At 72.0% G+C, this 24433-nt stretch carries 22 protein-coding genes and 1 rRNA gene; 18 read left to right on the top strand and 5 right to left on the bottom strand.

Translation table 11 applies throughout. The features are described from left to right. From rrf to ACZ5GP_RS26410, 10 genes are all read left to right on the top strand, one after another. Positions 1 to 86: ribosomal RNA gene (gene rrf, locus ACZ5GP_RS26455) — 5S ribosomal RNA — on the top strand; the annotation flags it as partial. 65 nt (positions 87 to 151) lie between these two features. Then, complete coding sequence (locus ACZ5GP_RS26450; protein ID WP_468753157.1) at positions 152 to 796, top strand: HAD family hydrolase; 645 nt, start codon at positions 152 to 154, stop codon at positions 794 to 796. Positions 797 to 933: 137 nt separating this feature from the next. Next, complete coding sequence (locus tag ACZ5GP_RS26445; RefSeq protein ID WP_468753156.1) at positions 934 to 1674, top strand: VC0807 family protein; 741 nt, start codon at positions 934 to 936, stop codon at positions 1672 to 1674. Between the two features lie 47 nt (positions 1675 to 1721). Further along, positions 1722 to 2942, top strand: coding sequence for an MFS transporter (locus ACZ5GP_RS26440; protein ID WP_468753155.1), 1221 nt, complete (start codon positions 1722 to 1724; stop codon positions 2940 to 2942). Continuing rightward, positions 2893 to 4068, top strand: coding sequence for an acetoin utilization protein AcuC (locus ACZ5GP_RS26435; RefSeq protein ID WP_468753154.1), 1176 nt, complete (start codon positions 2893 to 2895; stop codon positions 4066 to 4068). The genes ACZ5GP_RS26440 and ACZ5GP_RS26435 overlap by 50 nt, the downstream gene beginning before the upstream one ends. Before the next feature lie 107 nt (positions 4069 to 4175). Next, the gene (locus ACZ5GP_RS26430; RefSeq protein WP_468753153.1) at positions 4176 to 4991 is read left to right on the top strand and encodes a phosphatase; all 816 of its coding nucleotides are present in this window, start codon (positions 4176 to 4178) and stop codon (positions 4989 to 4991) included. Positions 4992 to 5123: 132 nt separating this feature from the next. Beyond that, complete coding sequence (locus tag ACZ5GP_RS26425; protein WP_062770509.1) at positions 5124 to 5333, top strand: helix-turn-helix domain-containing protein; 210 nt, start codon at positions 5124 to 5126, stop codon at positions 5331 to 5333. 157 nt (positions 5334 to 5490) lie between these two features. Next, entirely contained in the window at positions 5491 to 5589 is a 99-nt protein-coding gene (locus tag ACZ5GP_RS26420; protein ID WP_003948845.1) for a 30S ribosomal protein bS22, read from the top strand. Between the two features lie 234 nt (positions 5590 to 5823). After that, the gene (locus tag ACZ5GP_RS26415) at positions 5824 to 6873 is read left to right on the top strand and encodes an NAD-dependent epimerase/dehydratase family protein (RefSeq protein ID WP_468753177.1); all 1050 of its coding nucleotides are present in this window, start codon (positions 5824 to 5826) and stop codon (positions 6871 to 6873) included. A gap of 14 nt (positions 6874 to 6887) precedes the next feature. Beyond that, entirely contained in the window at positions 6888 to 7949 is a 1062-nt protein-coding gene (locus ACZ5GP_RS26410; protein WP_468753152.1) for a lysophospholipid acyltransferase family protein, read from the top strand. Between the two features lie 75 nt (positions 7950 to 8024). On the opposite strand, the gene ACZ5GP_RS26405 is transcribed toward ACZ5GP_RS26410, so the two are convergent. The 3 genes from ACZ5GP_RS26405 to ACZ5GP_RS26395 all read right to left on the bottom strand — a co-directional run bounded on the left by ACZ5GP_RS26405 (position 8025) and on the right by ACZ5GP_RS26395 (position 11625). Then, entirely contained in the window at positions 8025 to 9290 is a 1266-nt protein-coding gene (locus tag ACZ5GP_RS26405; protein WP_468753151.1) for a DUF5667 domain-containing protein, read from the bottom strand. 257 nt (positions 9291 to 9547) lie between these two features. Continuing rightward, entirely contained in the window at positions 9548 to 10342 is a 795-nt protein-coding gene (locus tag ACZ5GP_RS26400; RefSeq protein ID WP_358590018.1) for an ECF subfamily RNA polymerase sigma factor, BldN family, read from the bottom strand. Between the two features lie 341 nt (positions 10343 to 10683). Continuing rightward, positions 10684 to 11625 (bottom strand): HAD family hydrolase, encoded by a 942-nt coding sequence (locus tag ACZ5GP_RS26395; RefSeq protein ID WP_468753150.1) that lies wholly within the window; start codon positions 11623 to 11625, stop codon positions 10684 to 10686. 137 nt (positions 11626 to 11762) lie between these two features. On the opposite strand from ACZ5GP_RS26395, the gene ACZ5GP_RS26390 reads away from it, so the two are divergent. The 6 genes from ACZ5GP_RS26390 (at position 11763) to hemB (ending at position 18503) form a co-directional block, all read left to right on the top strand. After that, the gene (locus tag ACZ5GP_RS26390; protein ID WP_361082663.1) at positions 11763 to 12041 is read left to right on the top strand and encodes a glutaredoxin family protein; all 279 of its coding nucleotides are present in this window, start codon (positions 11763 to 11765) and stop codon (positions 12039 to 12041) included. A 307-nt stretch (positions 12042 to 12348) separates the two neighbouring features. Then, on the top strand, positions 12349 to 13104 hold the full coding sequence (locus tag ACZ5GP_RS26385; protein WP_358590024.1) for a redox-sensing transcriptional repressor Rex: 756 nt from the start codon (positions 12349 to 12351) through the stop codon (positions 13102 to 13104). After that, positions 13101 to 14801 (top strand): glutamyl-tRNA reductase, encoded by a 1701-nt coding sequence (locus ACZ5GP_RS26380; protein ID WP_468753149.1) that lies wholly within the window; start codon positions 13101 to 13103, stop codon positions 14799 to 14801. Before ACZ5GP_RS26385 ends, ACZ5GP_RS26380 begins: the two co-directional genes overlap by 4 nt. Continuing rightward, the gene (gene hemC / locus ACZ5GP_RS26375) at positions 14798 to 15796 is read left to right on the top strand and encodes a hydroxymethylbilane synthase (RefSeq protein WP_468753148.1); all 999 of its coding nucleotides are present in this window, start codon (positions 14798 to 14800) and stop codon (positions 15794 to 15796) included. The genes ACZ5GP_RS26380 and hemC overlap by 4 nt, the downstream gene beginning before the upstream one ends. Further along, positions 15793 to 17451: a bifunctional uroporphyrinogen-III C-methyltransferase/uroporphyrinogen-III synthase gene (locus tag ACZ5GP_RS26370; protein WP_468753147.1), complete on the top strand. Its 1659-nt coding sequence runs from the start codon at positions 15793 to 15795 to the stop codon at positions 17449 to 17451. Before hemC ends, ACZ5GP_RS26370 begins: the two co-directional genes overlap by 4 nt. 62 nt (positions 17452 to 17513) lie before the next feature. Then, positions 17514 to 18503, top strand: a complete 990-nt coding sequence (gene hemB, locus ACZ5GP_RS26365; protein WP_468753146.1) for a porphobilinogen synthase — start codon at positions 17514 to 17516, stop codon at positions 18501 to 18503. A 215-nt stretch (positions 18504 to 18718) separates the two neighbouring features. Here the strand turns inward: hemB and ACZ5GP_RS26360 are convergent, their stop codons facing one another. Continuing rightward, positions 18719 to 19627: an NAD(P)-dependent oxidoreductase gene (locus ACZ5GP_RS26360; protein WP_468753145.1), complete on the bottom strand. Its 909-nt coding sequence runs from the start codon at positions 19625 to 19627 to the stop codon at positions 18719 to 18721. Between the two features lie 317 nt (positions 19628 to 19944). On the opposite strand from ACZ5GP_RS26360, the gene ACZ5GP_RS26355 reads away from it, so the two are divergent. Together ACZ5GP_RS26355 and ACZ5GP_RS26350 are read left to right on the top strand one after the other, a co-directional pair. Next, the gene (locus ACZ5GP_RS26355) at positions 19945 to 21300 is read left to right on the top strand and encodes a helix-turn-helix domain-containing protein (protein WP_468753144.1); all 1356 of its coding nucleotides are present in this window, start codon (positions 19945 to 19947) and stop codon (positions 21298 to 21300) included. A 104-nt stretch (positions 21301 to 21404) separates the two neighbouring features. After that, complete coding sequence (locus ACZ5GP_RS26350) at positions 21405 to 22613, top strand: aminotransferase-like domain-containing protein (RefSeq protein ID WP_468753143.1); 1209 nt, start codon at positions 21405 to 21407, stop codon at positions 22611 to 22613. A gap of 18 nt (positions 22614 to 22631) precedes the next feature. Here ACZ5GP_RS26350 and argS read toward each other — a convergent pair whose 3' ends face one another. After that, the gene (argS, locus tag ACZ5GP_RS26345) at positions 22632 to 24392 is read right to left on the bottom strand and encodes an arginine--tRNA ligase (protein WP_468753142.1); all 1761 of its coding nucleotides are present in this window, start codon (positions 24390 to 24392) and stop codon (positions 22632 to 22634) included. Positions 24393 to 24433: the final 41 nt, after the last annotated feature.

Raw genomic sequence — 24433 nt, 5'->3', positions numbered from 1 at the left:
GTTACATTCCGAACCCGGAAGCTAAGCCTCACAGCGCCGATGGTACTGCAGGGGGGACCCTGTGGGAGAGTAGGACGCCGCCGAACTAATTTTGAACGGGAAACCCCCGCACCATTATGGTGCGGGGGTTTTCTGCGTTTACGGTCGAGGTATGCGATACGACCTGGTCATCTTCGACAATGACGGCGTCCTCGTGGACAGTGAGCCGATCTCCAACACGATCCTCGCCGGCTACCTGACCGAGCTGGGGCATCCCACCTCCTACGAGGACTCCCTGCGCGACTACATGGGGGCCGCCGTCCACCGCGTACACGATCTGGTGCTCGAGCGGAGTGGGCAGCGGCTTCCCGCAGCATTCGACGACGAGTTCCACGCGCGGGTCTTCGCCGCGTTCGAGCGGGAACTGAAGCCGATGGACGGGGCCGTCGACGTGCTGCGGGAGCTGGCCGCAGACGGGGTGGCCTACTGTCTGGCGTCCTCCGGAAGCCATGAGCGGATTCGGGTCGGGCACCGCAAGACCGGGCTCGACGCCTGGTTCGACGAAGAGCGGATCTTCAGCGCGCAGGACGTCGGCCGGGGGAAGCCGGCCCCCGATCTGTTCCTGCACGCGGCCGAACGGATGGGCGTGGCGCCCGCGAAGTGTGCCGTCGTGGAGGACAGCCCCCTCGGGGTGCGGGCCGCGCTGGCCGCGGGCATGGACGTGTACGGGTTCACCGCCATGACACCGGGCGAGCGGCTGGAGGGGGCCACCGAACTCCTCGCGGACCTCCGGGACTTGCCCCGGCTGCTGGCCTGACGTCAGCAGACCCGGGACTGACATTTGTCACGCCCAGGTCCGGACGATCGTTTCTGTCGGGCGACAGGGGCCGGCGGCGAAGCTGTGGGTGTCACGGAGAAACGCGACGCACACAGCCACGACGGAGGAACCCGACCATGAGCCAGCTCGCCGCAGAGGCCCCCGCCCGCGCTACGGCCACCCCGGTCCCCGCCGTCGCGGACGACGCACGCAAGGCCCGCATCGAGTCGCTGAAGCCCCTCGTGCTCGACGCGCTGCTGCCGACCGCCGCGTACTACCTCATCAGCAAGGGATTCGGGACGAGCACCCTGGCGGCGCTGGCCTGGAGCAGTGTGCTGCCGGCCGGGCGCACCGCGTGGGGGCTCGTCAAGGAGCGGCGGCTGAACGGGCTCGCCGCGCTGATCCTGACCGCCAACATCGTCGGGCTGCTGCTCGCCCTCGTCGCCGGCGACGCGCGGCTCATGCTGGCCAAGGACAGCGGCATCACCGCCACCGTGGGGCTCGCCGTCCTGGTGTCGGTGTGGGCGGGCAGGCCGCTGATGACGGCCGCCCTGCGGCCCTGGGTGACCAAGGGGCACGCGGCGCGGATCGCGGCCTGGGACGACCTGGGCGCCGGGCGGGGGCGGTTCGCGCGGCTGGAGCGGAGGTTCTCGGTGATGTGGGGCGTGGCCCTCTTCGCAGAGGCCGCACTGCGGGTCGCCGGGGCCTACACGCTCCCCGTCGACACCATGGTGTGGGTGGGCGGGGTGATCGCGGCGGTGACGATCACGCTGACCGTCATGGTCACCGGCGCCCTCGTCGTCGGCCCCATGGAGCAGCTGGTCACCGAGCGCGCCCAGGAGCGGAACAGCGCGTCGGGGAGCGCTCGAATCAGCTGAGTGATCCATCTACCGCCGGGTAGTGCGGGGCCCTACGCTCTCCAGCCATGACTGATGTGCTGCGGCGCGGCAGGGCCTCGCTGGCGTTCGCCTTCCTGGTGCAGGGAGTGGCCTTCGCCCTGCTGGTGACGCGGATCCCGGCGATCCAGGACCGGTACGGGATATCCGACGGACTGTTGCCGGTCTTCCTCGCGGCGGTGCCGATCCTGGCCGGTGCCGGCAGCGTGGGCACCGAGCGACTGATCAAGAGGGTGCCGCCGAGCCGGGTGCTGAGGTGGTCCCAGCCGGTGGTGCTGCTGTCGCTGCTCGGTGTCGGCGCCGGTGAGGCGGTGTGGCAGGCGGCGGTGGCGCTCGGGGTGTTCGGGCTCTCGGTGGGGGCGCTCGACGCGTCGATGAACATGCTGGGCGTCAGCCTGCAACAGGCCTACGGACGCAGCATCATGCTGGGTTTCCACGCCGCGTACAGCCTGGGCGGGATCGTGGGGGCCTCGCTCGCGTGGGCGGGGGCGCACTGGGAGCTGGCGCTGTTCGTGTCGTATCTGCCGGTCGCCGCGGTGCTGTTGCCGGCGGCTCTGGTGGGGAGCCGGTGGTACGTCGACGCGGGGGCTCCGAGCAGTGGCGGCGGGAAGGGCGGGGCCGTCGGGTTCAAGCTGCTGCTTCCGCTCTGCCTGGTGATGACCTTCGCGTACATCGGGGACTCGACGGTCTCCAACTGGAGCGCCAAGTACGCGCAGGACGTGCTGGGGGGCTCGGAGGAGGTCTCGACGGTCCCGTACAACGCCTACATGGTCATGACGCTGCTGGGGCGGGGGCTCGGGGACCTGGGGGTGCGGCGGTTCGGGGCGGTGGCCGTGGTGCGCGGCGGGTCCGTGGTGGCCGCGCTGGGCTTCGCGGTCGTGGCGGCGGCGCCCGGGGCGTGGGCGGGGATCGCCGGATTCACGGTGCTGGGTCTGGGACTGTCCGTGATCGTGCCGCAGACCTTCGCGGCGGCGGGCCGGCGCGCCTTCGAGAGCCATGGGCCCGGGGCCTCGGACGCGGCCGTCGCGCGGCTGAATGTCTTCAACTATGTGGGCTTTTTGATCGGTTCGCCGTTGGTGGGCGGGCTCGGGGACGCGTGGAACTACCGTGGAGCGATGCTCGTTCCGATGGTGTTGGTGCTCATGACCTCGGGGTACGCCCGTTCCTTCGCCCCCGGAGCGGACCGATACGGTGACGGGCATGAGCGGCCGCGCACAGCTGATGTGGGACGAGGCAGTAACGGGCTATGACTTCGGACCGGGTCACCCCATGGACCCGGTCCGGCTCGGCCTGACCCGAAGTCTGGTCGGCGCCTTCGGGCTCGACCGGGAAATGGACGTGGTCACGGCCAAGCGCGCCGGCGACTCCACGCTGCGGCTCGTGCACCGCGAGGACTACGTGGCGGCGGTCAAGGCGGCCTCGGCGGACCCCGCGTCCGCCCGCGGGGAGTACGGCCTCGGCACGGAGGACGACCCGGCCTTCGCGGGGATGCACGAGGCGTCGGCGCTGATCGCCGGGTTGTCCGTCGGAGCGGCCGAGGCGGTGTGGCGCGGCGAGGCCCTGCACGCGGTGAACTTCTCCGGCGGGCTGCACCACGCCATGCCCGGGGGCGCCTCGGGATTCTGCGTCTACAACGACCCGGCGCTGGCCATCGCGCGGCTCCTGGAGCTGGGCGCCGAGCGGGTCGCGTACGTGGACGTCGACGTCCATCACGGCGACGGGGTGCAGGCCGCGTTCTGGGAGGACCCGCGCGTCCTGACGATCTCGCTGCACGAGCATCCCAGCACCCTCTTCCCGCAGACCGGCTGGCCGCAGGAGACGGGCGCGGCGGGCGCGGCCGAGGGCTCCTCGGTGAACGTGGCGCTGCCGGCCGGCACCGGCGACGCGGGATGGGTGCGGGCCTTCCACGCCGTGGTGCCCGAGCTGCTCGCCCAGTTCCGGCCGCAGGTGCTCGTGACCCAGCACGGGGCGGACACCCACTTCGAGGACCCCCTGGCGCACCTGGCCGTTTCCCTGGACGCACAGCGGGCGGTGCAGGTGGCCTGCCACGAGCTGGCGCACGAGTACGCGCAGGGGCGGTGGGTCGCCCTGGGCGGCGGGGGATACGCGGTGGTGGACGTGGTGCCGCGCTCCTGGACGCACCTCGTCGGCATCGCCGCGGGACGGCCCGTCGAGCCGGCGGCGGTGATCCCGGAGAGCTGGCGGCAGGAAGTGTTCGCCCGCACACGGCAGTTGGCGCCGGGGCGGATGACGGACGGGCGGTGGCCCGTGCGGTGGCAGGAGTGGGAGGCGGGGTACGACCCGGCCGACCGCCTCGACCAGGCCGTCCTGGCGGCCCGGCGGGCGGCGTTTCCGCTGCGGGGGCTGCTGGCCTAGGCCCCCCGCCCAGCGGGTCGCGCCCGCATTGTGCCGCTGTTAGCCCAACTGTGGGGGTTTTCCGGGGTTTTGGGGACCCCGGGCGACCGATGCGACAGCATCGACGCGTGTTGACCACCGGCGCCCTGCGCGCGCACCTGTTGGCGGCTCGGCTGGCCGGGCCCGTGGCCACCTCCCGGGAGGAGAGCCTGCGCAGCTATCGGCTCTTCGCGGCGAGGGACCCCCGGGTGCTGCTCGGGCTCGACCCCGAGCGGAGCTGGGGCCTCGGCGACCTGCTGCGCCTGATGGCCGACAGGTGCGGGGTGTCCGCCGACCCGCGGCACACCACGGGAGCGGACGTCATCGACCCGGAGCGGACACTGAGGGCACTCGACGCGTTCGCCGAACGCCTCTCGGACGCGGCGCGAAGGCGGCTTCCCGTACTGTTCGGAACCGGGCACCCGCAGCGGCTGCTGGGCTTCTACGCCACGTTGGCCGAGGCCCTGTCGGCGGCGGGATGCACTGTCCTCACCCCCGCGCAGGGTCACAGTGTCGACATAACGACCCGGTTCGGGCTACGTACGTACAACCTTGACTACGTACAAGGCGTCGCGCTGGTGCGCGAACCCGGCGCGCGTCCCACCGGGAGTGCGACCGGCGCACACACCCACTCACCACTCCCGGTTCGGGCCGCCCTGGAGGCCGCCGCCCAGGCCGGCGGGCCCTTCCCCGAGCTGGTCGTCGGAGACCACGGGTGGGTCTGCGGGGCAGGTCAGCTGGGGTTCGAGACGATCGGTCTCGCCGATACGGATGACCCCGCCCCGTTCGTCGGGCAGGCCGAGGGGCTGGTGTCCGTCGTCGTTCCGCTTGATGACGCTGTGCGGTCTGATTACTACCGACCGCTTACTCGCTATGTACTCAATCGAGCGTGTCTGTCACAGTAGGCGGCCGATGGCTGCTCCTCTTCCCCACTCGCATCATCCGCCCCTAGTCTGGGGAGTGAGCGCGCAGCGACGAAGAGTCACCGGAAGGGGAAGCCGGTGCCCGTCATGTGCGGAAGGTTCAGGTGGGGTGTCATGGCTGAGAACCAGAGGCCGCTGAACGAGGTTCAGTTTCTGACCGTGGCGGAAGTCGCCTCGGTGATGCGAGTGTCCAAGATGACCGTGTACCGCCTGGTGCACAGCGGTCATCTGCCCGCCATCCGGGTCGGAAGGTCCTTCCGGGTTCCGGAACAGGCGGTTCACGAGTACCTCCGCGAGTCGTATGTGGGGGTCGAGGCAGGCTGAGCGCGGGGGCCCGCGGGCCCCCGCCACCCGGTCCGCGAGGATCCATTGGCCCTCGATTACGTCCCTCACGCCGGGACGGGTAGGCTAGGCCGACGTAGGTCGTGTGGGCCCAGTCTGCTGCCCCGCACCGAGTGAAGAGAAGTGAGCGAGGGTAGTCGTGGGCTCTGTTATCAAGAAGCGGCGTAAGCGGATGGCCAAGAAGAAGCACCGCAAGCTGCTGAAGCGCACTCGCGTTCAGCGTCGCAACAAGAAGTAGGCGATCGCTGTACCGCGGTTTCGAAGCCCTCCCGCCACCGGCGGGGGGGCTTCGGCATGTCCGGGGCCCGTCGGCGCGGTGATTGAGGCGCGGGGACTTGGTCCGTACGTAGCCGTGTGTCCGTCGTCACTTACCGCGGCGCGCGGTCGTCACAGCGAAACATCGACCCGCTAGCGTGGGCCGGGACACATGTCGACGGTGTGCGGCGAGGGTGGGGAAAGGCAGGCGCTGATCTTGGGCAAGGTCGTGCTCGTGACCGGAGTGGCCCGGCAGCTGGGCGGACGGTTCGTCCGGCGCGTCCAGCGCGATCCCGAGGTCGACCGGGTGATCGCCGTCGACGCGCTGGAGCCCGAGCACCATCTGGGCGGCGCCGACTTCGTCCGGGCCGACATCAGGCAGCCCGCGATCGCCAAGGTGCTCGCCGAGTACGACGTGGACACGGTCGTCCACATGGACGTCACCGCCACCGCGCTCGGCCGGGGCGGCCGGGGCTCGGTCAAGGAGACCAACGTCATCGGCACCATGCAGCTCCTCGGTGCCTGCCAGAAGTCGCCCACGGTCAAGCGGCTCGTGGTGAAGTCCAGTACGAGCGTGTACGGCTCCGCGCCCAAGGACCCGGCCGTCTTCACCGAGACGACGCCCCCCAAGGCCCTGCCCAGCGGCGGCTTCGCCAAGGACACCGTCGAGGTCGAGGGCTACGTGCGGGGCTTCGCCCGGCGGCGCCCCGATGTGGCGGTGTGCGTGCTGCGCTTCGCGAACATCCTGGGTCCCGCTGCCGACTCCCCGCTCGCCGAGTACTTCTCGCTGCCCGTCCTGCCGACCGTGTTCGGCTACGACCCGCGCCTGCAGTTCGTGCACGAGGACGACGCGGTCGAGGTGCTGCGCCTCGCCTCGCACGAACCGCGGCGCGGAACGCTCAACAGCGGCACGTTCAACATCGCGGGCGACGGCCAGCTGCTGCTCTCGCAGTGCTCCCGGCGGCTCGGCCGGCCCACCGTGCCGGTGTTCCTGCCGGCCGTCACCTGGGTCGGCACCGCGCTGCGCACGGTCGGCATGACCGACTTCTCGCCGGAGCAGATCCGGCTGCTCACCCATGGCAGGGTCGTGGCCACCCGGCAGATGCGCGAGACACTGGGCTTCAGACCGAAGTACACGACCGCGGAGGCCTTCGCGGACTTCGTGCGCAGCCGGGGCCCCGGACTGCTGCCGCCGAGTGCCCTCGCGGGGGCAGTGGACCGGATCGCCGCGCTGCCCTTCGCGGGCGGCCCCCACCGCGCCAACTGAGGAGAGCGTCAACGATGGCGGACGCCAAGGTCATTCCGTTCGACGACGACCGCTCGCGCGCCGGTGCGCAGCGCGCGCCGCGCCGCAGGCCCGCGCCCCGGCGCGCCGGTGAGCCCGCGACCGTGGGCGAGGTCAAGGCGCTCCCGGGCCAGCAGGCGGGCCACCCGGCCGCCCGGCCGGCCGAGGAGCCCGGTGCCGGGGACTCGGGACCCGGGGAGCGGGCGCCCCGCGCGGGAGGCGACTGGGACCGCCGGATCGCCGGGGGCCTGGCCTTCCTGCGGCGGCGCCTCACCGGGGAGTACGAGGTCGACGACTTCGGCTACGACGAGGAGCTGACCGACCAGGTCCTCATGTCGCTGCTGCGCCCCCTGTACGAGAAGTACTTCCGGGTGGAGGTGAAGGGCGTCGAGAACATCCCCGCCGAGGGCGGGGCGCTGATCGTCGCCAACCACTCCGGGACGCTGCCGCTGGACGGCCTGATGATGCAGGTGGCGGTGCACGACAACCACCCCCGGGGCCGGCATCTGCGGCTGCTCGCCGCCGACCTGGTCTTCATGCTGCCGGTCGTCAACGAACTGGCCCGCAAGGCCGGTCACACCCTGGCGTGCGCGGAGGACGCCGAGCGCCTCCTGGAGCGGGGTGAGCTGGTCGGGGTGATGCCGGAGGGCTTCAAGGGCATCGGAAAGCCGTTCGGCGAGCGCTACAAGCTCCAGCGGTTCGGCCGCGGCGGTTTCGTCTCGACGGCGCTGCGGACGGGCTCCCCGATCGTGCCGTGCTCGATCGTCGGGGCGGAGGAGATCTACCCGATGATCGGCAACGCCAAGACGCTGGCGCGGGTCCTCGGCCTGCCGTACTTCCCGATCACGCCGACGTTCCCATGGCTGGGGCCGTTGGGGGCGGTGCCGTTGCCGACGAAGTGGACGATCCAGTTCGGGGAGCCGATCGCGACGGACGGCCATCCGCCGGAGGCGGCGGAGGACCCCATGCTGATGTTCAACCTCACGGACCAGGTCCGCGAACAGATCCAGCACTCCCTGTACAAGCTGCTGGTGCAGCGGCGGTCCGTCTTCTTCTGACCGCCGGGCGCGCGCGTACGCCTTCGGGGGCGCTCCCCGCTGTGGAGGGCGCCCCCGAACGCGTACCGCGGAGGGCTACTTGGCGTCCTCCCCCTCGATGCCCAGCTCCGGGAGCAGGCCGGGCAGGAGCGGGGGCAGGGTGATGTCCGGCTTGGCCGAGGGGCGGTCCTTGCCGGGCTTGCTCCTGCCCTCCGACGGGGCCGGTGTCGTCTTGTCGGCGGGCGGGTCGAGCAGACCGCCCACACTGCCGCCGAGGACGTCGTCCCCCGGGCTGTGCGGGGTGGCGGGCCCGGGCTTGCGCTCGCCGCCCGTGTCGCCGTTCTTCCGCTCGCTGTCGCTGCCCGAGGGAGTGGAGGAGCGCCCGTCCGTGCCGTCGGAGCCACGGGGGCTCTGCGGGGCCCGGTCGGTCGCACCGCCCTCCTCGGGCTTGCGGGGCAGCAGGCCCCGCAACGGCTCGACCTCCTCGTCCATGGCGTCGAAAACGGAGTCCACCTGCGCGCCCACGTCCCCCAGCTGGACCGGCAGCCGGTTCTGGAGGTCGCTCCAGCTCTCGCGGTGAGAGCTGGAGAACGCGGAGAGCGCCTGGAGAGGACCGAGCGAGCCGTCGCGTTCGTACGCCTCCAGGAGCAGCCGGTGACCCTCGGACGCGTCGTGCCGCATGCCGGAGAGAGCACGCCTGATCTCTCCGAGCGACTCGTGGTCGAGGGTGCCGGAGCGGCCGCGCTCCATGAGTCTTCGCGCTTCGTTCAACCGGGTGGATGCCTGGTCGAGGTAGAGCTCGCCGCGGTCGGTGTCGCCGTCGGCCATGCCCAGCTTGAGATCTTCCATCCCACGCTTGAGACCGTAGAGCGAGTCGCCCGGGAGGGCGTCCGAGCTGGCGGCGGCGACCCCGCCGAAGGCGCCCGCCGCGACACCGACGGTCAGGCCGCCCGCCGCGAGGCCCTTCGACAGGCGTGAGCGCGGCCGCAGCTTGTGCAGCGGCCCCGCCCGGTGGGCGCCCTTGCGGGAGCGCTGTTCGGGCACCGCGGCACTGGCGGTGCCCTCGAGGAGCATGGCCTCCATCGCGGCCACGAGCTGGGCACGCTGGACGACCTTGACCTCGGGGTCGAGGGCGGGTTTGGGCAGCGCGTCGAGCCCCTCGGTCAGGGCCAGCATGCGGCCCTGCTCGGTGGGATCGGCGCGGGCCGCGGTGGTTTCGGGGGACTTGGCGAATGCGGTCGCGGGCGCGGCTGCGGACGCGGAGTCCTCGGACTGCTCGGCCGCCGGGTCCTGGTCGGAATGCTCCTCCAGGGCCTGGGCGAAGGCGTTCGCCCGCCGGTGGGCCGATACGTTCGCGATCACTGGCGGCACCTCCTCTCGTCATGACGGTCGACTCCCCAGGGGGTCCTGAGGGTTGCTTGGCCTGAACGCTTCCACACGATCGAGTGATCGTGTCGGTTCAGGTGGCGACCACAGGGAGCCTGCATCCCGCACAACGAGCGTCGCGGCACTTGGGTTACGGACGTCAGGATGATCGGACCGCGAAGAATCGACGAAGGGCCGTGGCGGCCATCTGGCCGCCACGGAGGGTGAGTTGGGCGTGACACCACGTGCCGAGGTCAGCGCGCGTCGTCCGGGAGCAGGCGGGCGAGGGTGCGGACGGCGCGGTACTGCAGGGTTTTGATCGCGCCCTCGTTCTTGCCCATGACGCGTGCGGTCTCGGCCACGGAGAGGCCCTGGAGGAACCGCAGGGTCACGCACTCCTGCTGCTGGGGGTTGAGGCGGCGCACGGCTTCGAGCAGGGCCGCGTTCGAGAGGGACTCCAGGACGGAGTCCTCGGGGCTGCGCTCGACCTCGTTGGCGTCGAGCATTTCGCCGGTGGTCACTTCGAGACGGAAACGGCTCGACTTGAAGTGGTCGGCGACCAGATTGCGGGCGATCGTGACCAGCCAGGCGCCGAAGTCGCGGCCCTGCCAGGTGAAGGTGCCGATGCGGCGCAGGGCGCGCAGAAAGGTCTCACTGGTGAGGTCCTCGGCGGTCGCCTTGCCGCCTACGCGGTAGTAGATGTAGCGGTAGACCGTGTCGCTGTACTGGTCGTAGAGGCGGCCGAAGGCGTCGGCCTCGCCGGCCTGGGCGCGCTCGACGAGGTCCATCATGCGCGCGCTGTCGCTGTCCGCGGCGGGACGGCGGGGGGTGGGGGTCGAAGTGGCGGCAGCGGCGCCGGAACGGGCCCGTCTGTTGACAGCCGCACCGCCGTCCGCCAGGGCATAGCACGGCCCGGCGGGTGCGGGGACGGCGAGGGCGGGGACGGCGGGGACGGCGTACGCGGTGGGGACGAAGCCGCGCAAGCGGTCGATGACCGTTGCGCGCAGCGTAGCCAGGCCCGAGGCGTCAACCCCGACGTGTGGGTACACGGGACTCCCAGAGGCAGAGCTTCCATCACGTGCAGTACGGAACCTTTCACCCGTCGTAGCGACGCGAGGGGTCCGTTGTGCGTTTGAGGAGAATAACGCTTCGTACAGGCAGCGCTACACCCAGTTGCTCAAATCACCGATTACGTCGCTTCTGTGACGGAATGGAGTCGGTTCAAGTACCGCAGAGTGAGCGTTTGTTGATCGAAAGGGTTCACATTCCGTCACGACGCGGGGCGTGTTGTGGCCGAGTTCCGCCGCCGGGACTGGCCGCGCGCGGGGCGGGGTAGGACCGGGGAATGGCTGCTGACCGGCGCTGTTGCCGGTGGGCGGGGGCCGCTCGGTCAGTGCCGGCGGCGGTGCAGGGCGATCGCCGCGGCCGTGCCGCCCGCGAGCGCGCCGACCCCGGCCGCGGCGGGGATGCCGACCTTCGCGGCCTTGCGGCCGGTGCGGTAGTCGCGCAGCCGCCAGTCCCGCTCGCGGGCGTGCTTGCGCAGCTTGGCGTCGGGGTTGATCGCGTAGGGGTGCCCGACGAGCGAGAGCATCGGGATGTCGTTGTGCGAGTCGCTGTACGCGGCGCAGCGGGCCAGGTCCAGGCCCTCGGCGGTGGCCAGGGCGCGGACGGCCTCGGCCTTGGCGGGTCCGTGCAGGGGTTCGCCGACGAGCTTGCCGGTGTAGACGCCCTCGACGGACTCGGCGACGGTGCCGAGGGCGCCGGTCAGGCCGAGGCGGCGGGCGATGACCGTGGCGATCTCCACCGGCGCCGCGGTGACCAGCCAGACCTTCTGGCCGGCGTCGAGGTGGGCCTGGGCGAGGGCGCGGGTGCCGGGCCAGATGCGCTCGGCCATGTACTCGTCGTAGATCTCCTCGCCGATGGTCATCAGCTCGGCGACGCGGTGGCCCTTGACGATGGACAGGGCGCTGTCGCGGGCGTCCTGCATGTGCTCGGGGTCCTCGACGCCCGCGAGCCTGAACCACGCCTGCTGCCAGGCGAAGCGGAACAGCTCCTGGCGCTCGAAGAACTTCCGCTTGTACAGGCCGCGGCCGAAGTGGAAGATCGCGGCGCCCTGCATCACGGTGTTGTCGAGGTCGAAGAAGGCGGCCGCCTCGACGTCGCCGACGACGGGGAAGTCCGGTTCGCCCGGCCCCTCGGGCAGTTTCCGCCCGGCGAGCTCCTCCAGCTCCTGGGAGGACTTGCGGGCGGCCTCGGCCGAGGCCTCGCCGGCCAACACGCTCCGCGCCGTGGCGGAGCGCCTACGGGGGGTGAGCCATCCGAGAGCGGCCATGCCGTGAGCATAGCCAGTTCTCCGGGTGCTGCCGGAGCCGGTGGGATGCGGGCCCGTGAACTCTTCGGGGCCGGGCCGTGAAAGGGCGCGCGGTGGGTGCGGACGCCGGGCGCGTCGGCGGGGCGAGAATGAGGGGCATGAGCCCGATTTTTCGTCGTACGGAGAAGAAGAAGCCCGCGGAGCGCACGGTCACCCTGATCGGGAAGCCGGGCTGTCACCTGTGTGATGACGCACAGCTGGTGATCGAGAAGGTCTGCCGGGAGCTGGGCGCCTCGTGGGAGAAGAAGGACATCACGCGGGACGAGGAGCTGCACCGGGCCTACTGGGAGCAGATCCCGGTCGTCCTGGTGGACGGGGAGCAGCACACCTTCTGGCGGGTGGACGAGGCCCGGCTGCGGCGCGAGCTGGCGGGCTGACGGTCCGAAGTTACTGACCGGGTAGTCCAAACTGACTACGAAGTCGTTTACGCTTTGGGGCGGTTTTGGTCTCGGGGGCGATAATCGTGAGGGAGAGTGTGCGGTTTTGCCCCCATCCAGTGAGCAACGATGTCGCCCGCGCTTCGGTTCCACGGTGGTGCGCCGGGGGCGCGTGACCCCGGTCACGTTGGCCGGGCAAATCGGACACAATCTTTGTGCACGCGTTCACAAAGACATAGCCTGCATTCGACGGGGCGGTCTGGGGACGTGTGACCGCCTGCAGCCCCGCTCTACCCGCAGGAGCACCGTGGCAACTGGCCGAACTCACCGACCGGCGACCCGCAGCCGAGGGATTCCCGAGGCCACCGTCGCCAGGCTTCCGCTGTACCTCCGAGCCCTCACGGCGCTGTCGGAGCGCTCGGTGCCCACGGTCTCCTCCGAGGAGCTCGCGGCCGCCGCGGGAGTCAACTCCGCGAAGCTGCGCAAGGACTTCTCCTACCTCGGTTCCTACGGGACGCGGGGTGTCGGGTACGACGTCGAGTATCTCGTGTACCAGATCTCCCGCGAGCTGGGTCTGACGCAGGATTGGCCGGTTGTCATCGTCGGCATCGGCAACCTCGGCGCCGCCCTGGCCAACTACGGCGGGTTCGCCTCGCGCGGTTTCCGCGTCGCGGCCCTGATAGACGCCGATCCGGCAATGGCCGGAAAGCCCGTCGCCGGGATGCCCGTGCAGCACACCGACGACCTCGAGAAGATCATCGAGGACAACGGTGTCTCGATCGGCGTCATCGCCACCCCGGCCGGCGCCGCCCAGCAGGTCTGCGAGCGGCTCGTCGCCGCCGGCGTGACCTCCATCCTGAACTTCGCGCCGACCGTGCTCTCCGTGCCGGACGGTGTCGACGTGCGCAAGGTCGACCTCTCCATCGAGCTGCAGATCCTCGCCTTCCACGAGCAGCGCAAGGCCGGCGAGGAGGCCGCCGCGGACGGCGTCGTGCCGCCCGTCGCCGCCAAGCCGCACCGCAAGGGACCCGACGGGGACGTCCCCGCCGTGATGCCGGCATGAGTCTCCTGGTCGTAGGGCTGAGCCATCGCAGCGCCCCGGTGAGCGTCCTGGAGCGGGCCGCGCTGCCCGCCGACGCGCAGGCCAAGCTGCTGCACGACTCGGTGGCCGCCGAGCCCGCCGCCGAGGCCGCCGTGCTCGCCACGTGCAACCGCATCGAGCTGTACGCGGACGTCGACAAGTTCCACGCGGGCGTCGCCGAGCTGTCGACGCTGCTCGCGCAGCACAGCGGCGTGGGCCTGGACGAGCTGACCCCCTATCTGTACGTCCACTACGAGGACCGGGCCGTCCACCACCTCTTCTCGGTGGCCTGCGGCCTCGACTCGATGGTCGTCGGCGAGGGGCAGATCCTCGGGCAGATCAAGGACGCCCTCGCGCGGGCGCAGGAGCTGCACACCGCGGGCCGCCTCCTCAACGACCTCTTCCAGCAGGCCCTCCGGGTCGGCAAGCGCGCCCACTCCGAGACCGGCATCGACCGGGCCGGGCAGTCCCTCGTCACCTTCGGCCTCGAACAGCTCGCCGTGCGCACGTCCGTCGAGACCTGGGCCAAGGGCAAGCGGGCCCTGGTGATCGGCGCGGGCTCCATGTCCTCGCTGGCCGCGGCGACGCTCGCGCGGGCCGGGGTCGAGGAGATCGTCGTCGCCAACCGCACCCTGGAGCGGGCCGAGCGGCTCGCCGCCATCCTGGCGGAGCAGGGCGGCACGGGCGTGCGCGCCCGCGCCGTGCCCTGGGACCAGGTGGCCCACGAACTGACACGTGCCGATGTGGCGGTCTCCTGCACCGGCGCCACCGGCCTCGTCCTGACGGCGGACGCCGTCGCCTCGGCCGTCGAGGGGCGCGTCCCCGCGGGCAGCCGGCCCGGTGACGTACCGGCGCAGGCGCGGCACGGATCGGCCGGGCACCTGGCGCAGCCGACCGTCGCCGACGAGGGCTGCCCCGTCGACCTGTCCGTGCCGCGCGGTTTCTCCGTCGCCGGTGAGGCCGCCGTCGCCGGGATGGACGCCGCGTCCCTGGAACAGCACGCCGCCTGGGTGGACAACGCCCCGGCCGAGCGGCGCGAGGAGAAGACCGACCCGCGCGCCGAGGCCGAGGCGATCGCCGCGCTGGTCGCGGCGGCGAGCGTCCTCGGGCGGCTGCCCGAGCGGCGCAGGCCCGTGTCGTCGGCGGGCGCGGCCCGCCCGGCGGTGCTCGCCCTGCTCGACCTCGCCATGCCCCGGGACATCGACGCCGCCGTGCACCGCATCCCCGGCGTACGGCTTGTCGACATCGAGTCGCTGGCGGAGGCCTCCGCCGACGCGCCGATGGCCGCCGACGTCGAGCAGGTGCGCGGCATCGTCTCCGACGAGGTCGCCGCCTTCGGCGCCGCGCAGCGTGCCGCGCACATCACGCCGACCGTGGTCGCCTTGCGCGCCATGGCCGCCGAGGTGGTGGCGAGCGAGATCGCGCGGCTCGACGGACGGCTGCCCGGCCTGGCGGACAAGCAACGCGCGGAGATCACGCAGACCGTGCGCCGCGTCGTGGACAAGCTGCTGCACGCGCCGACGGTGCGGGTCAAGCAGCTGGCCGGCGAGCCCGGCGGCGCCGGGTACGCGGACGCGCTGCGCACGCTCTTCGACCTCGACCCGCAGACGGTCGCAGCGGTCAGCAGGGCCGACCACTTGAACAACGAGAACGACGACCCGAATAGAGGCCGGGCATGACCGAGAGGGCTCTGAGGCTCGGGACCAGGCGCAGCAAGCTGGCCATGGCCCAGTCGGGCCAAGTGGCCGAGAAGGTGCGGCAGTTGACCGGCCGTCCCGTCGAGCTCGTGGAGATCACGACGTACGGCGACATCTCGCGCGAGCACCTGGCGCAGATCGGCGGCACCGGCGTGTTCGTCGCCGCCCTGCGCGAGGCGCTGGTGCGCGGCGAGGTCGACTTCGCCGTGCACTCGCTCAAGGACCTGCCGACCGCGCAGCCCGAGGGGCTGGTGCTGGCCGCGGTCCCGGAGCGCGAGGACTGCCGGGACGTGCTGATCGCGCGCGACGGGCTGACCTTCGCCGAGCTGCCCGAGGGGGCCCGCGTGGGCACCGGTTCGCCGCGCCGCATGGCGCAGCTGAACGCCTACGCGCGCAGCCACGGGATGACCGTCCAGACCGTGCCGATCCGCGGGAACATCGACACCCGCATCGGATACGTGCACAAGGGGGAGCTCGACGCCGTCGTGCTCGCCGCCGCCGGACTGAGCCGCATCGGCCGGACCGACGAGGTGACCGACTTCCTGTCGGTCGACACCGTTCTGCCCGCCCCCGGCCAGGGGGCACTGGCGATCGAGTGTGCCGCGGACAACGCGTCACTCGCCGCCGCGCTCGCCGAGCTCGACGACCCGCACACCCGGGTCGCCGTCACGGCCGAGCGGTCCCTGCTCGCCGCCCTGGAAGCCGGTTGCAGCGCACCTGTGGGTGCGTTGGCCGACCTTCCCCAAGCTCTCGACTTCGCTCGAGCAGGGGAGACCCCAACGGCCGACGGGCAGATTGTCAAGGAAATGCGCCTGCGCGGTGTCGTCGGTACGACCGACGGCTCGACGCTGGTGCAGCTGTCCACCACCGGTCCCGTGCCCGAGACGGAGGCCCGAGCCATGGCGCTGGGCCGTGAACTCGCGGTCGAGATGCTCGCCAAGGGCGCGGCCGGTCTGATGGGGGAGCGAGCACTTTGAGCCCCACCTCGAACCTTCCCGGCATTCCCGCCCACGGGCACGTCACCTTCCTCGGTGCCGGACCCGGAGATCCGGGACTGCTGACCCTGCGCGCCGTCGAGGCGCTGGCCCGAGCGGATGTGCTGATCGCCGAGCCGGATGTGCTCGACGTCGTCCGTGTGCATGCCAAGGGAGGTGTGGACACGCCCCTGCCGCCGGCGACTGACGACACGTCAGCGACCGCGGACACGGCGACGATCCGAGTCGCCGCCAATCTTGTCATGGAGGCCGCGAGGGGTGGCAAGCGGGTCGTGCGCGCGGTCAGCGGCGACCCAGGCCTCGACACGTACGCGGCCGAGGAGATGCTCGCCTGCGCCGCCGAGGGCATCTCCTTCGAGGTCGTGCCGGGCATCGCGGCCGCCGTCGGTGTGCCCGCGTACGCCGGTGTGCCGCTGCGGGACGCGCAGGGCACGGACGTCCGCTTCGTCGACGCCCGTACGGCCTCCGAGCGCTGCTGGAGCGAGGTCGGCGCGTCCGACGGGACCGTGGTGGTCTCCACGTCGCTCGACTCCGTCGCGGCCACCGCGGGCGAGCTGGTGGCCGCGGGCCGCAAGCCGGACACCCCGATGACGGTGACCATCGGCGGTACGACGACGCGCCAGCGCACCTGGAACGCGACGCTCGGCACCATCGCGCAGGTCCTCAAGCAGGCGAAGGTGCTGCCCTCGCCCGACGGGGGCCGGTCCGTCATAGCCGTCGTCGGCGAGCGCTCGGCCGCCGCCCAGCGCGAGCAGCTGTCGTGGTTCGAGTCGAAGCCGCTGTTCGGCTGGCGCGTGCTGGTGCCGCGGACGAAGGAGCAGGCGGCGTCGCTCTCCGAGCAGCTGCGCTCCTACGGCGCGGTGCCGCACGAGGTGCCGACCATCGCGGTGGAGCCGCCGCGCACGCCCCAGCAGATGGAGCGCGCGGTCAAGGGCCTGGTCACGGGGCGGTACGAGTGGATCGCCTTCACGTCCGTCAACGCCGTCAAGGCGGTGCGGGAGAAGTTCGAGGAGTACGGGCTCGACGCGCGCGCCTTCGCCGGGATCAAGGTGGCGGCCGTCGGCGAGCAGACCGCCGCCGCGCTGATCGCCTTCGGCGTCAAGCCCGACCTGGTGCCGAGCGGTGAGCAGTCGGCTGCTGGGCTCCTGGAGGACTGGCCGCCCTACGACCCGGTCTTCGACCCGATCGACCGCGTCTTCCTGCCGCGGGCCGACATCGCCACGGAGACGCTGGTCGCCGGGCTGATCGACCTGGGCTGGGAGGTGGACGACGTCACGGCCTACCGGACCGTGCGCGCCTCGCCGCCGCCGGCCGAGACGCGGGAGGCCATCAAGGGCGGCGGTTTCGACGCCGTGCTCTTCACGTCCTCCTCCACCGTGCGCAACCTCGTCGGCATCGCCGGCAAGCCGCACAACGTGACCGTCATCGCCTGTATCGGCCCCGCCACCGCGAAGACCGCGGAGGAGCACGGGCTGCGGGTGGACGTGATGGCTCCCGAGCCGTCGGTCCACAAGCTCGCGCAGGCGCTGGCCGACTTCGGCTCGCAGCGGCGGGCGGCGGCGCTGGACGCCGGGGACCCGGTGACGCGGCCGAGTGAGCGACGGCCCGGTTCGCGCCGGCGACGCACCGCGCCGTAGGTTCGTGGGCGGGCCACCGTGCCCGCCCACCCACAGCAGCAGCACGAATCCAGGTGACGTCAGTGACGAAGTACGGATCTTTCCCCGGAACGCGGCCGCGGCGGCTGCGGACGACGCCGGCCATGCGGCGCATGGTCGCCGAGACGCGGCTGCACCCGGCCGATCTGATCCTGCCCGCGTTCGTGCGCGAGGGGATCGACGAACCGGTGGCGATCGGCTCCATGCCCGGCGTCTACCAGCACACCCGCGACACCCTGAAGAAGGCCGCCGTCGAGGCGCTGGAGGCCGGCGTCTCCGGGATCATGCTCTTCGGGGTCCCGGAGGAGTCCAAGAAGGACGCCGCCGGAACGGTGGGCACCGACCCCGACGGCATCCTCCAGCTCGCGCTGCGGGACGTGCGCTCCGAGGTCGGTGACGAGCTGATCGTCATGTCCGACCTGTGCCTGGACGAGTTCACCGACCACGGGCACTGCGGGGTCCTCGACGCCGAGGGCCGGGTCGACAACGACGCGACCCTGGAGCGGTACGCCGAGATGGCGCAGGTCCAGGCCGACGCGGGCGCCCATGTGGTGGGCCCGAGCGGCATGATGGACGGTCAGGTCGGCGTCATCCGCGACGCGTTGGACCAGGCCGGGCACGAGGACGTGTCGATCCTCGCGTACACCGTCAAGTACTCCTCGGCGTTCTTCGGGCCCTTCCGCGAGGCGGTGGGCTCGTCCCTGAAGGGCGACCGCAAGACGTACCAGCAGGACACGGCCAACACCCGGGAGTCGCTGCGGGAGTTGGCGCTGGACCTGGAGGAGGGCGCCGACATGGTGATGGTCAAGCCGGCCGGTCCCTACCTCGACATCCTCGCGAAGGTCGCCGAATCGGCGGACGTGCCGGTGGCGGCGTACCAGATCAGCGGCGAGTACGCGATGATCGAGGCCGCCGCCGAGCGGGGCTGGATCGACCGCGACAAGGCGATCATGGAGTCCCTGACGGGGATCAAGCGCGCGGGCGCGGACATGATCCTCACGTACTGGGCCACCGAGGTGGCGCGGCAGCTGTAGCGCGGCCCCCGCCACGCGCGGCCCGGGAGCCTTCCAGGTGGCGTGTGCGGTGGTGGTCGGCCTCCAGGGTGATGACGTCCGCATGGTGGGCCAGGCGGTCCACCGTCGCGGAGGTCGCGCCGGCGCCGAACGCCTCGTCCCAGCGGCCGGTTGCCGGTGACGATCAGCGAGCCCCGTTCGTAGCGGTGCGAGACGAGCGGGAAGTGCCGTGCTTGTCAGTCCTTCGCTGCCGGGATCTGGTCCTTTCTGATCAGAGTGACGAGGCGGGAGAGGCCGTCGGCCGCGTGCCCCTCGTCGATGGCGCGGTCGAGGAGGGTCTGGAGCGGCGCGAACAGGTCGCCGCGCAGGCCCTGTTGTTCGAAGGTCGCCAGGAAGTTGGGGAGCGCCGCCTGGTTGACCGCGAGCGACGACACGTCCGTGCGGTGCCGCCCGGAGTCCAGCGCCTCGGCCATGCCGGGCACCAGGCCGTCCGTCATCGCGGCGACCCAGTCCCTGAGCAGCGGCGCGAACTCGCGGGCCGGCACGCCCGCGCTGCCGATCAGGGCGTAGGCCTGCACGACGCCCAGCACCATGCCGTACATGCCGGTGAGCAGCGACAGGTCGTACAGCGCGGCGCCGCCGGGGTCCTTGCCGACCCATCTGGTCCCGGCGAGCGCCGCCAGCGTGGGGCGGTGCGTCTCGTACGCCTCCTCGTCGGTGCCGCTGTAGAGGATGTACGCGCCGGGCGTGGCGATCATCTGGGGGACGGCCATGATGCCGCCGTCCAGGTAGGTGATGCCGTGCTCGGCGGACCAGTCGGCCAACTCCCGGGCCTGGGCCGGGGTTCCGTTGGTGAGGTTGACGACGGTCCGCCCGGCGAGGGCCTCTGCGGTGTCCTCCAGCAGGCCGCGTACGGCGGTGTTGGTCGTGAGGCAGACGAGGACGAGAGGGGCGGCGCGGACGGCCTCGGCCGCCGTGTGGGCCGGGAGGGCACCCTGGGCGGCCAGGGGTTCCGTCTTGGCGGTGGTGCGGTTCCAGACGGTCGTGCGGTGGCCCGCCGTGAGCAGGGCGGAGGCGAGCGCGCTGCCCATCAGGCCGAGGCCGAGGACGGTCACGGGCGCGGGACGTGCGGTGCTGCTGGGCACGGGGGCTCCTTCAGAGGTGGTCCGGGTCTGTCTCCGATCCTGGTGGGACCCTGCGGAACGGACAAGTACCGACTAATTGGTGTGGTACTCACCAAAAGGTCAGTGAACAGGTGGCGGTACCGGTGCGGGCGGCCGAGGGGCAACGGGTCCGTGCGGCACGGGACATGGCTGATCCTCGGCACTGTCCGGGCGGGAGAGCGGGCGCCGCGGCGGCTGTCGCGGGCGGCGTGCTTGGATGGCCACAGCTTGTGCGGTGGTGCGTCCCGCTCGCCAGAGGCGCAACCCCGGAACGCGGTACTGGAATGGGGAGGACGGGGATGGATGCGCTCGCGGAGCTGCTGCGGGAGCTCAAGGAGCGGTCGGGGTTCAGCTACGGGGTGTTGGCCAAGCGGCTCCACATGAGTACGTCGACCCTGCACCGGTACTGCAACGGCGACGCGGTGCCGGTGGACTACGCCCCGGTGGAGCGGTTCGCCCGGCTCTGCAAGGCCTCGCCCGAGGAACTGGTGGAGGTGCACCGGCGGTGGATCCTGGCGGATGCCTCGCGCGGTCAGAAGGCGGGGCCGCGAGGGGGTGCGGTGGCCGCGTCCGCGGCGCAGAGTGAGTCCGGCACCGCCCCTGTCCCCGCCCCCCGGTCGGAATCCGAGCCCGATTCGGCGTCCGAGGCCCGCCCCGCCGCTGGACCCGGGACGCCCGAGTCCGCGCCCGATGCCGAGCCCGGCGTTCCGGACGGTCCCGTCGGCGCGGGGAGGCGGCGCATGGCCGCCATGGCCGCCGCCGTCGCCGCCGTCGTGGGGATCGGCTCCGTCGCCCTCGCCCTGAACGGCGACGACGACGGCGCCCGCCGGCGCACCGAGGGAGCCGCCGCCCCTCCGAGCGCCTCGCCCCGGGCAGGGGAGGCCCAGGGCGAGGAGCGCGAGGACCGGGGCGAGGCCGAGGAGGACAAGGACAAGCCCTCCGCGCCGCCCTCGCGCAAGGAAGGCCGGGGCGGCCCGAAGCCGGACGCCTCACGGAAGGGCGGGGCCGGCCGCGACCACACCTCGTCCGCCGGCGGCACGCAGAACACCGACCTCGTCGAACCCCTGACGGCACGCACCAAGCCGTACGTCTACGAGGACGCCTGCACCCAGCACTTCCTGGTCGACCGCAAGCCCGGGGAGGTGCCGCAGCCGCCCCCCGAACAGGACGCGCCCGCCTGGGTCGCCGACCTCGGCGCCGTCTCCTCGGGCGAGCAGTTCATCGAGGTCACCGTCCAGGGCGTCGGCGAGGAGACCGTCGTACTCCAGGACATGGACGTGCGCGTGCAGAGCACCAGCGCGCCGCTGGCCTGGAACGACTACGCGATGGAGACCGGCTGCGGCGGCAACGTCTCCACCAAGTCCTTCGGCGTCGACCTCGATGACGCGGCGCCGCGCACCGAGCCCCGGGCGGGCCAGCGCGACTTCCCGTACAAGGTCAGTGAGAACGACCCCGAGGTCTTCTACATCAAGGCCGCCACCAAGGCGCACGACGTGCGGTGGTACCTGGAGCTGCGGTGGTCGAGCGGCAAGCGGCACGGCACGCTCCGCGTCGATGACCAGGGCCGGCCGTTCCGCACCAGCGGCCGGGAGGGGCGCGCCACGTACGGCTGGCCGCTCGGCAGCACGAAGTGGGCCTGGCAGCCGGACAGTTGAGCCCTTGCGGAGAGGTGCCGTCCGTATCCCGGAATGGCGTGTGTAGGCAGCACGGACGTGCTTAGGGTGCGGGCAGAGCCGTCCGATCCGAAGGAGTCACCGCCGTGACCGTCACCGAGCAAGCCCCCGCCGCCGCCCCCATGCCGCCGCTCGCCGCGCGCGCCGCCGCGGTCGGGGGCTCGCCGGTACGCGACATCCTCGCCGTCACCGCGCGGCCCGAGGTCATCAACTTCGCGGGCGGCCTGCCCGCCCCCGGCCTCTTCGACGCCGAGGGCATCGCGGCCGCCTTCCGCGCGGTCCTCGCGGAGCTGCCCGAGCGCGCGCTGCAGTACTCCACGACCGAGGGCGAGCCCACGCTGCGGGCCGCCATCGCCGCGCGCACCGCGGCGCGCGGCCTCGCGACCGACGCCGACGACGTGCTGGTCACCACCGGCTCGCAGCAGGCGCTCTCCCTCCTCGCGACCGCGCTGATCGAGCCGGGCGACACGATCCTGGTCGAGAACCCCTGCTATCTGGCGGCGCTCCAGGCCTTCGCCTTCGCGGGCGCGCGCGTGGTGCCGGTGCCCGGCGACGAGCTGGGCATGGACCCCGCGGCCCTGGACGGACTCGTCGCCCTGCACCGGCCGAAGCTGCTCTACACCGTGCCCACCTTCCAGAACCCGACCGGACGCACCCTGCCCGCCGCGCGGCGCGCCGCGGTGGCCGAGGTCGCCGAGCGGCGCGGGCTCTGGATCGTGGAGGACGACCCGTACGGGGAGCTGCGGTTCGAGGGCGAGCGGGTGCCGTGGATCGCCACGTACCCGGGGGCCGAGGGCCGCACCGTCCTGCTCGGCAGCTTCTCCAAGGTCATGGCCCCCGGCCTGCGGCTCGGGTGGCTCCGGGCCCCGCGGGCGCTCCTGCGGGCCTGCGCGGTGGTCAAGCAGGCGGCGGACCTGCACACGCCGACCGTCAACCAGCTCGCCGCGGCACGGTACTTGGCGGACTCGGATCTGGACGCGCACGTGGCCCGGGTCGCGGGGGTCTACCGGGAGCGGCGGGACGCGATGCTTTCGGGCCTCGCGGACGCGCTGCCCGAGGGGTCCGGCTGGCTCCGGCCCGAGGGCGGGATGTTCGTCTGGGCGAAGCTGCCCGAGGGGTACGACACGGGGGCGCTGCTGCGGGATGTCGTCGCGCATGACGTGGCGTACGTGCCGGGGGCGCCCTTCTTCGCGGGGGCGCCGGACGCCTCCACGATGCGGCTGTGCTTTGTGACGCAGGCCCCCGACGAGATCGTCGAGGGCCTGCGTCGGCTGCGCGGTGCGCTCCGGGGGTGATCCGCGCCCCGTAAGAGGTCAGAGGCGCTCGGGGGTCCTGATGCCCAGCAGGGCCATGCCCTGGTGCAGGGTGCGGGCCGTGATGTCGCACAGGAACAGGCGGTTCTCCACCTGCGCCGGGCTGTCCGCCTTGAGGACCGGGCACTTGTCGTAGAACGAGGTGTACAGCGACGCCAGCTGGTACAGGTAGGCGGCCAGCTTGTGCGGGGCGTACTCGGCGGCGGCCTCCGCGAGCGTGTCGCCGAACGCGTCCAGGTGGAGGCCCAGCGCCCGCTCCGCCGGGTCCAGTGCCAGCTCGGGGTGGGCCGCCGGGCCCGTCTCCGCGCCCGCCTTGCGCAGGATCGACTGGATACGGGCGTACGCGTACTGGAGGTAGACGGACGTGTCGCCGTGCAGGGACACCATCTGGTCGAGGTCGAACTTGTAGTCGCGGTTCGCCGACGTCGACAGGTCCGCGTACTTCACCGCGCCGATGCCGACCTGGAACGCCCGCTCCTGGATCTCCTCCTCGGTGAGGTCGCGCGCCTTCTCGCGCACGACTTCCGCCGCGCGCTGCACCGCCTCGTCCAGCAGGTCCTGCAGCCGTACGGTCTCGCCCTCACGCGTCTTGAACGGCTTGCCGTCCGCGCCGAGCACCGTGCCGTAGCCCATGTTGTGGGCCGTGACCTCGTCGTTCAGCCAGCCCATGCGGCGGGCCGCCTCGAAGACCATCTTGAAGTGCAGCGACTGCCGCACGTCCACCACGTACAGCAGGGTGGTGGCGTGCAGGCCGACGACGCGGTCGCGGATCGCCGAGAGGTCGGAGGCCGCGTACCCGAAGCCGCCGTCCGCCTTCTGCACGATCAGCGGGACCGGCTTGTCGTCCTTGCCCTTGATGTCGTCGAAGAACACGACGAGCGCGCCCTCGGAGCGCACCGCGACGCCCGCCTCCTCCAGGAGCCGCGCCGTCTCGGCCATCATGTCGTTGTACGCCGACTCGCCGACGATCTCCTCGTCGCGGACCTCCATGTCCAGCTTCTCGAAGACCGAGTAGAAGTAGACCTTCGACTCGTCCACGAAGCGCTGCCACATCTCCAGCGTCTCCTTGTCGCCCGACTGGAGGGCGACGACCCGCTTGCGGGCCCGGTCCTTGAAGTCCTCGTCCGCGTCGAAGACGGCGCGCGAGGCCTTGTAGACCCGGTTGAGGTTGCTCATCGCCTGCTCGCCGTCGACGTCGGCGGCCGGGGCGAGCCGGTCGGGGTTCTCGACCAGGTACTGGATGAGCATGCCGAACTGGGTGCCCCAGTCGCCGATGTGGTGGCGGCCGATCGTCTTCTCGCCCGTGAAGTCCAGCATGTGGCGCAGCGCGTCACCGATGACGGCGGACCGCAGGTGGCCGACGTGCATCTCCTTGGCCACGTTCGGCTGGGCGTAGTCGATCACGGTGGTGCCCGCGTGCGGGTTCAGCGGCACGCCGAGCCGCTCGCCGTCGGCGGCCCGGGCCGCGAGGGTGTCCACGATCGCCTTGTCGGTGACCGTCACGTTCAGGAAGCCGGGGCCCGAGACCTCGATGTCGGCGAGCAGCTCGCCGCTGTCGATCCCGGCGACGACCCGCGTGGCCAGCTCCCGCGGATTGCCCTTGAGCTTCTTGGCGAGCGCCAGGATGCCGTTGGCCTGGAAGTCCGCCCTGTCGCTGCGTCGCAGCAGCGGATCCGCGGCGCCCGCTTCCGGCAGGGCTGCCGTCAGGGCGTCCGCGAGGCGCTGGTGGACGGAGGCGGTGAGGGACGTGACCGAGGCCATGAATGGGTGCCGTTCTGCTCGGGTGTCTTGGTGTGCTCAAG

This window comes from Streptomyces sp. NPDC031466, assembly GCF_055581265.1.
The sequence above is the reverse complement of the archived record's forward strand: the minus strand, read 5'-3'. Positions and strand labels throughout refer to the sequence as shown.

Excerpts from the sequence above, each read along its gene's own strand:
- ACZ5GP_RS26435 (WP_468753154.1), top strand. The coding sequence starts at position 2,893 with ATGAGCGGCCGCGCACAGCTGATGTGGGACGAGGCAGTAACGGGCTAT.
- ACZ5GP_RS26355 (WP_468753144.1), top strand. The coding sequence starts at position 19,945 with ATGGATGCGCTCGCGGAGCTGCTGCGGGAGCTCAAGGAGCGGTCGGGG.
- argS (WP_468753142.1), bottom strand. The coding sequence starts at position 24,392 with ATGGCCTCGGTCACGTCCCTCACCGCCTCCGTCCACCAGCGCCTCGCG.
- ACZ5GP_RS26390 (WP_361082663.1), top strand. The coding sequence starts at position 11,763 with ATGAGCCCGATTTTTCGTCGTACGGAGAAGAAGAAGCCCGCGGAGCGC.
- ACZ5GP_RS26425 (WP_062770509.1), top strand. The coding sequence starts at position 5,124 with ATGGCTGAGAACCAGAGGCCGCTGAACGAGGTTCAGTTTCTGACCGTG.
- ACZ5GP_RS26395 (WP_468753150.1), bottom strand. The coding sequence starts at position 11,625 with ATGGCCGCTCTCGGATGGCTCACCCCCCGTAGGCGCTCCGCCACGGCG.
- ACZ5GP_RS26450 (WP_468753157.1), top strand. The coding sequence starts at position 152 with ATGCGATACGACCTGGTCATCTTCGACAATGACGGCGTCCTCGTGGAC.
- ACZ5GP_RS26410 (WP_468753152.1), top strand. The coding sequence starts at position 6,888 with ATGGCGGACGCCAAGGTCATTCCGTTCGACGACGACCGCTCGCGCGCC.
- hemC (WP_468753148.1), top strand. The coding sequence starts at position 14,798 with ATGACCGAGAGGGCTCTGAGGCTCGGGACCAGGCGCAGCAAGCTGGCC.
- ACZ5GP_RS26445 (WP_468753156.1), top strand. The coding sequence starts at position 934 with ATGAGCCAGCTCGCCGCAGAGGCCCCCGCCCGCGCTACGGCCACCCCG.
- ACZ5GP_RS26440 (WP_468753155.1), top strand. The coding sequence starts at position 1,722 with ATGACTGATGTGCTGCGGCGCGGCAGGGCCTCGCTGGCGTTCGCCTTC.
- ACZ5GP_RS26380 (WP_468753149.1), top strand. The coding sequence starts at position 13,101 with ATGAGTCTCCTGGTCGTAGGGCTGAGCCATCGCAGCGCCCCGGTGAGC.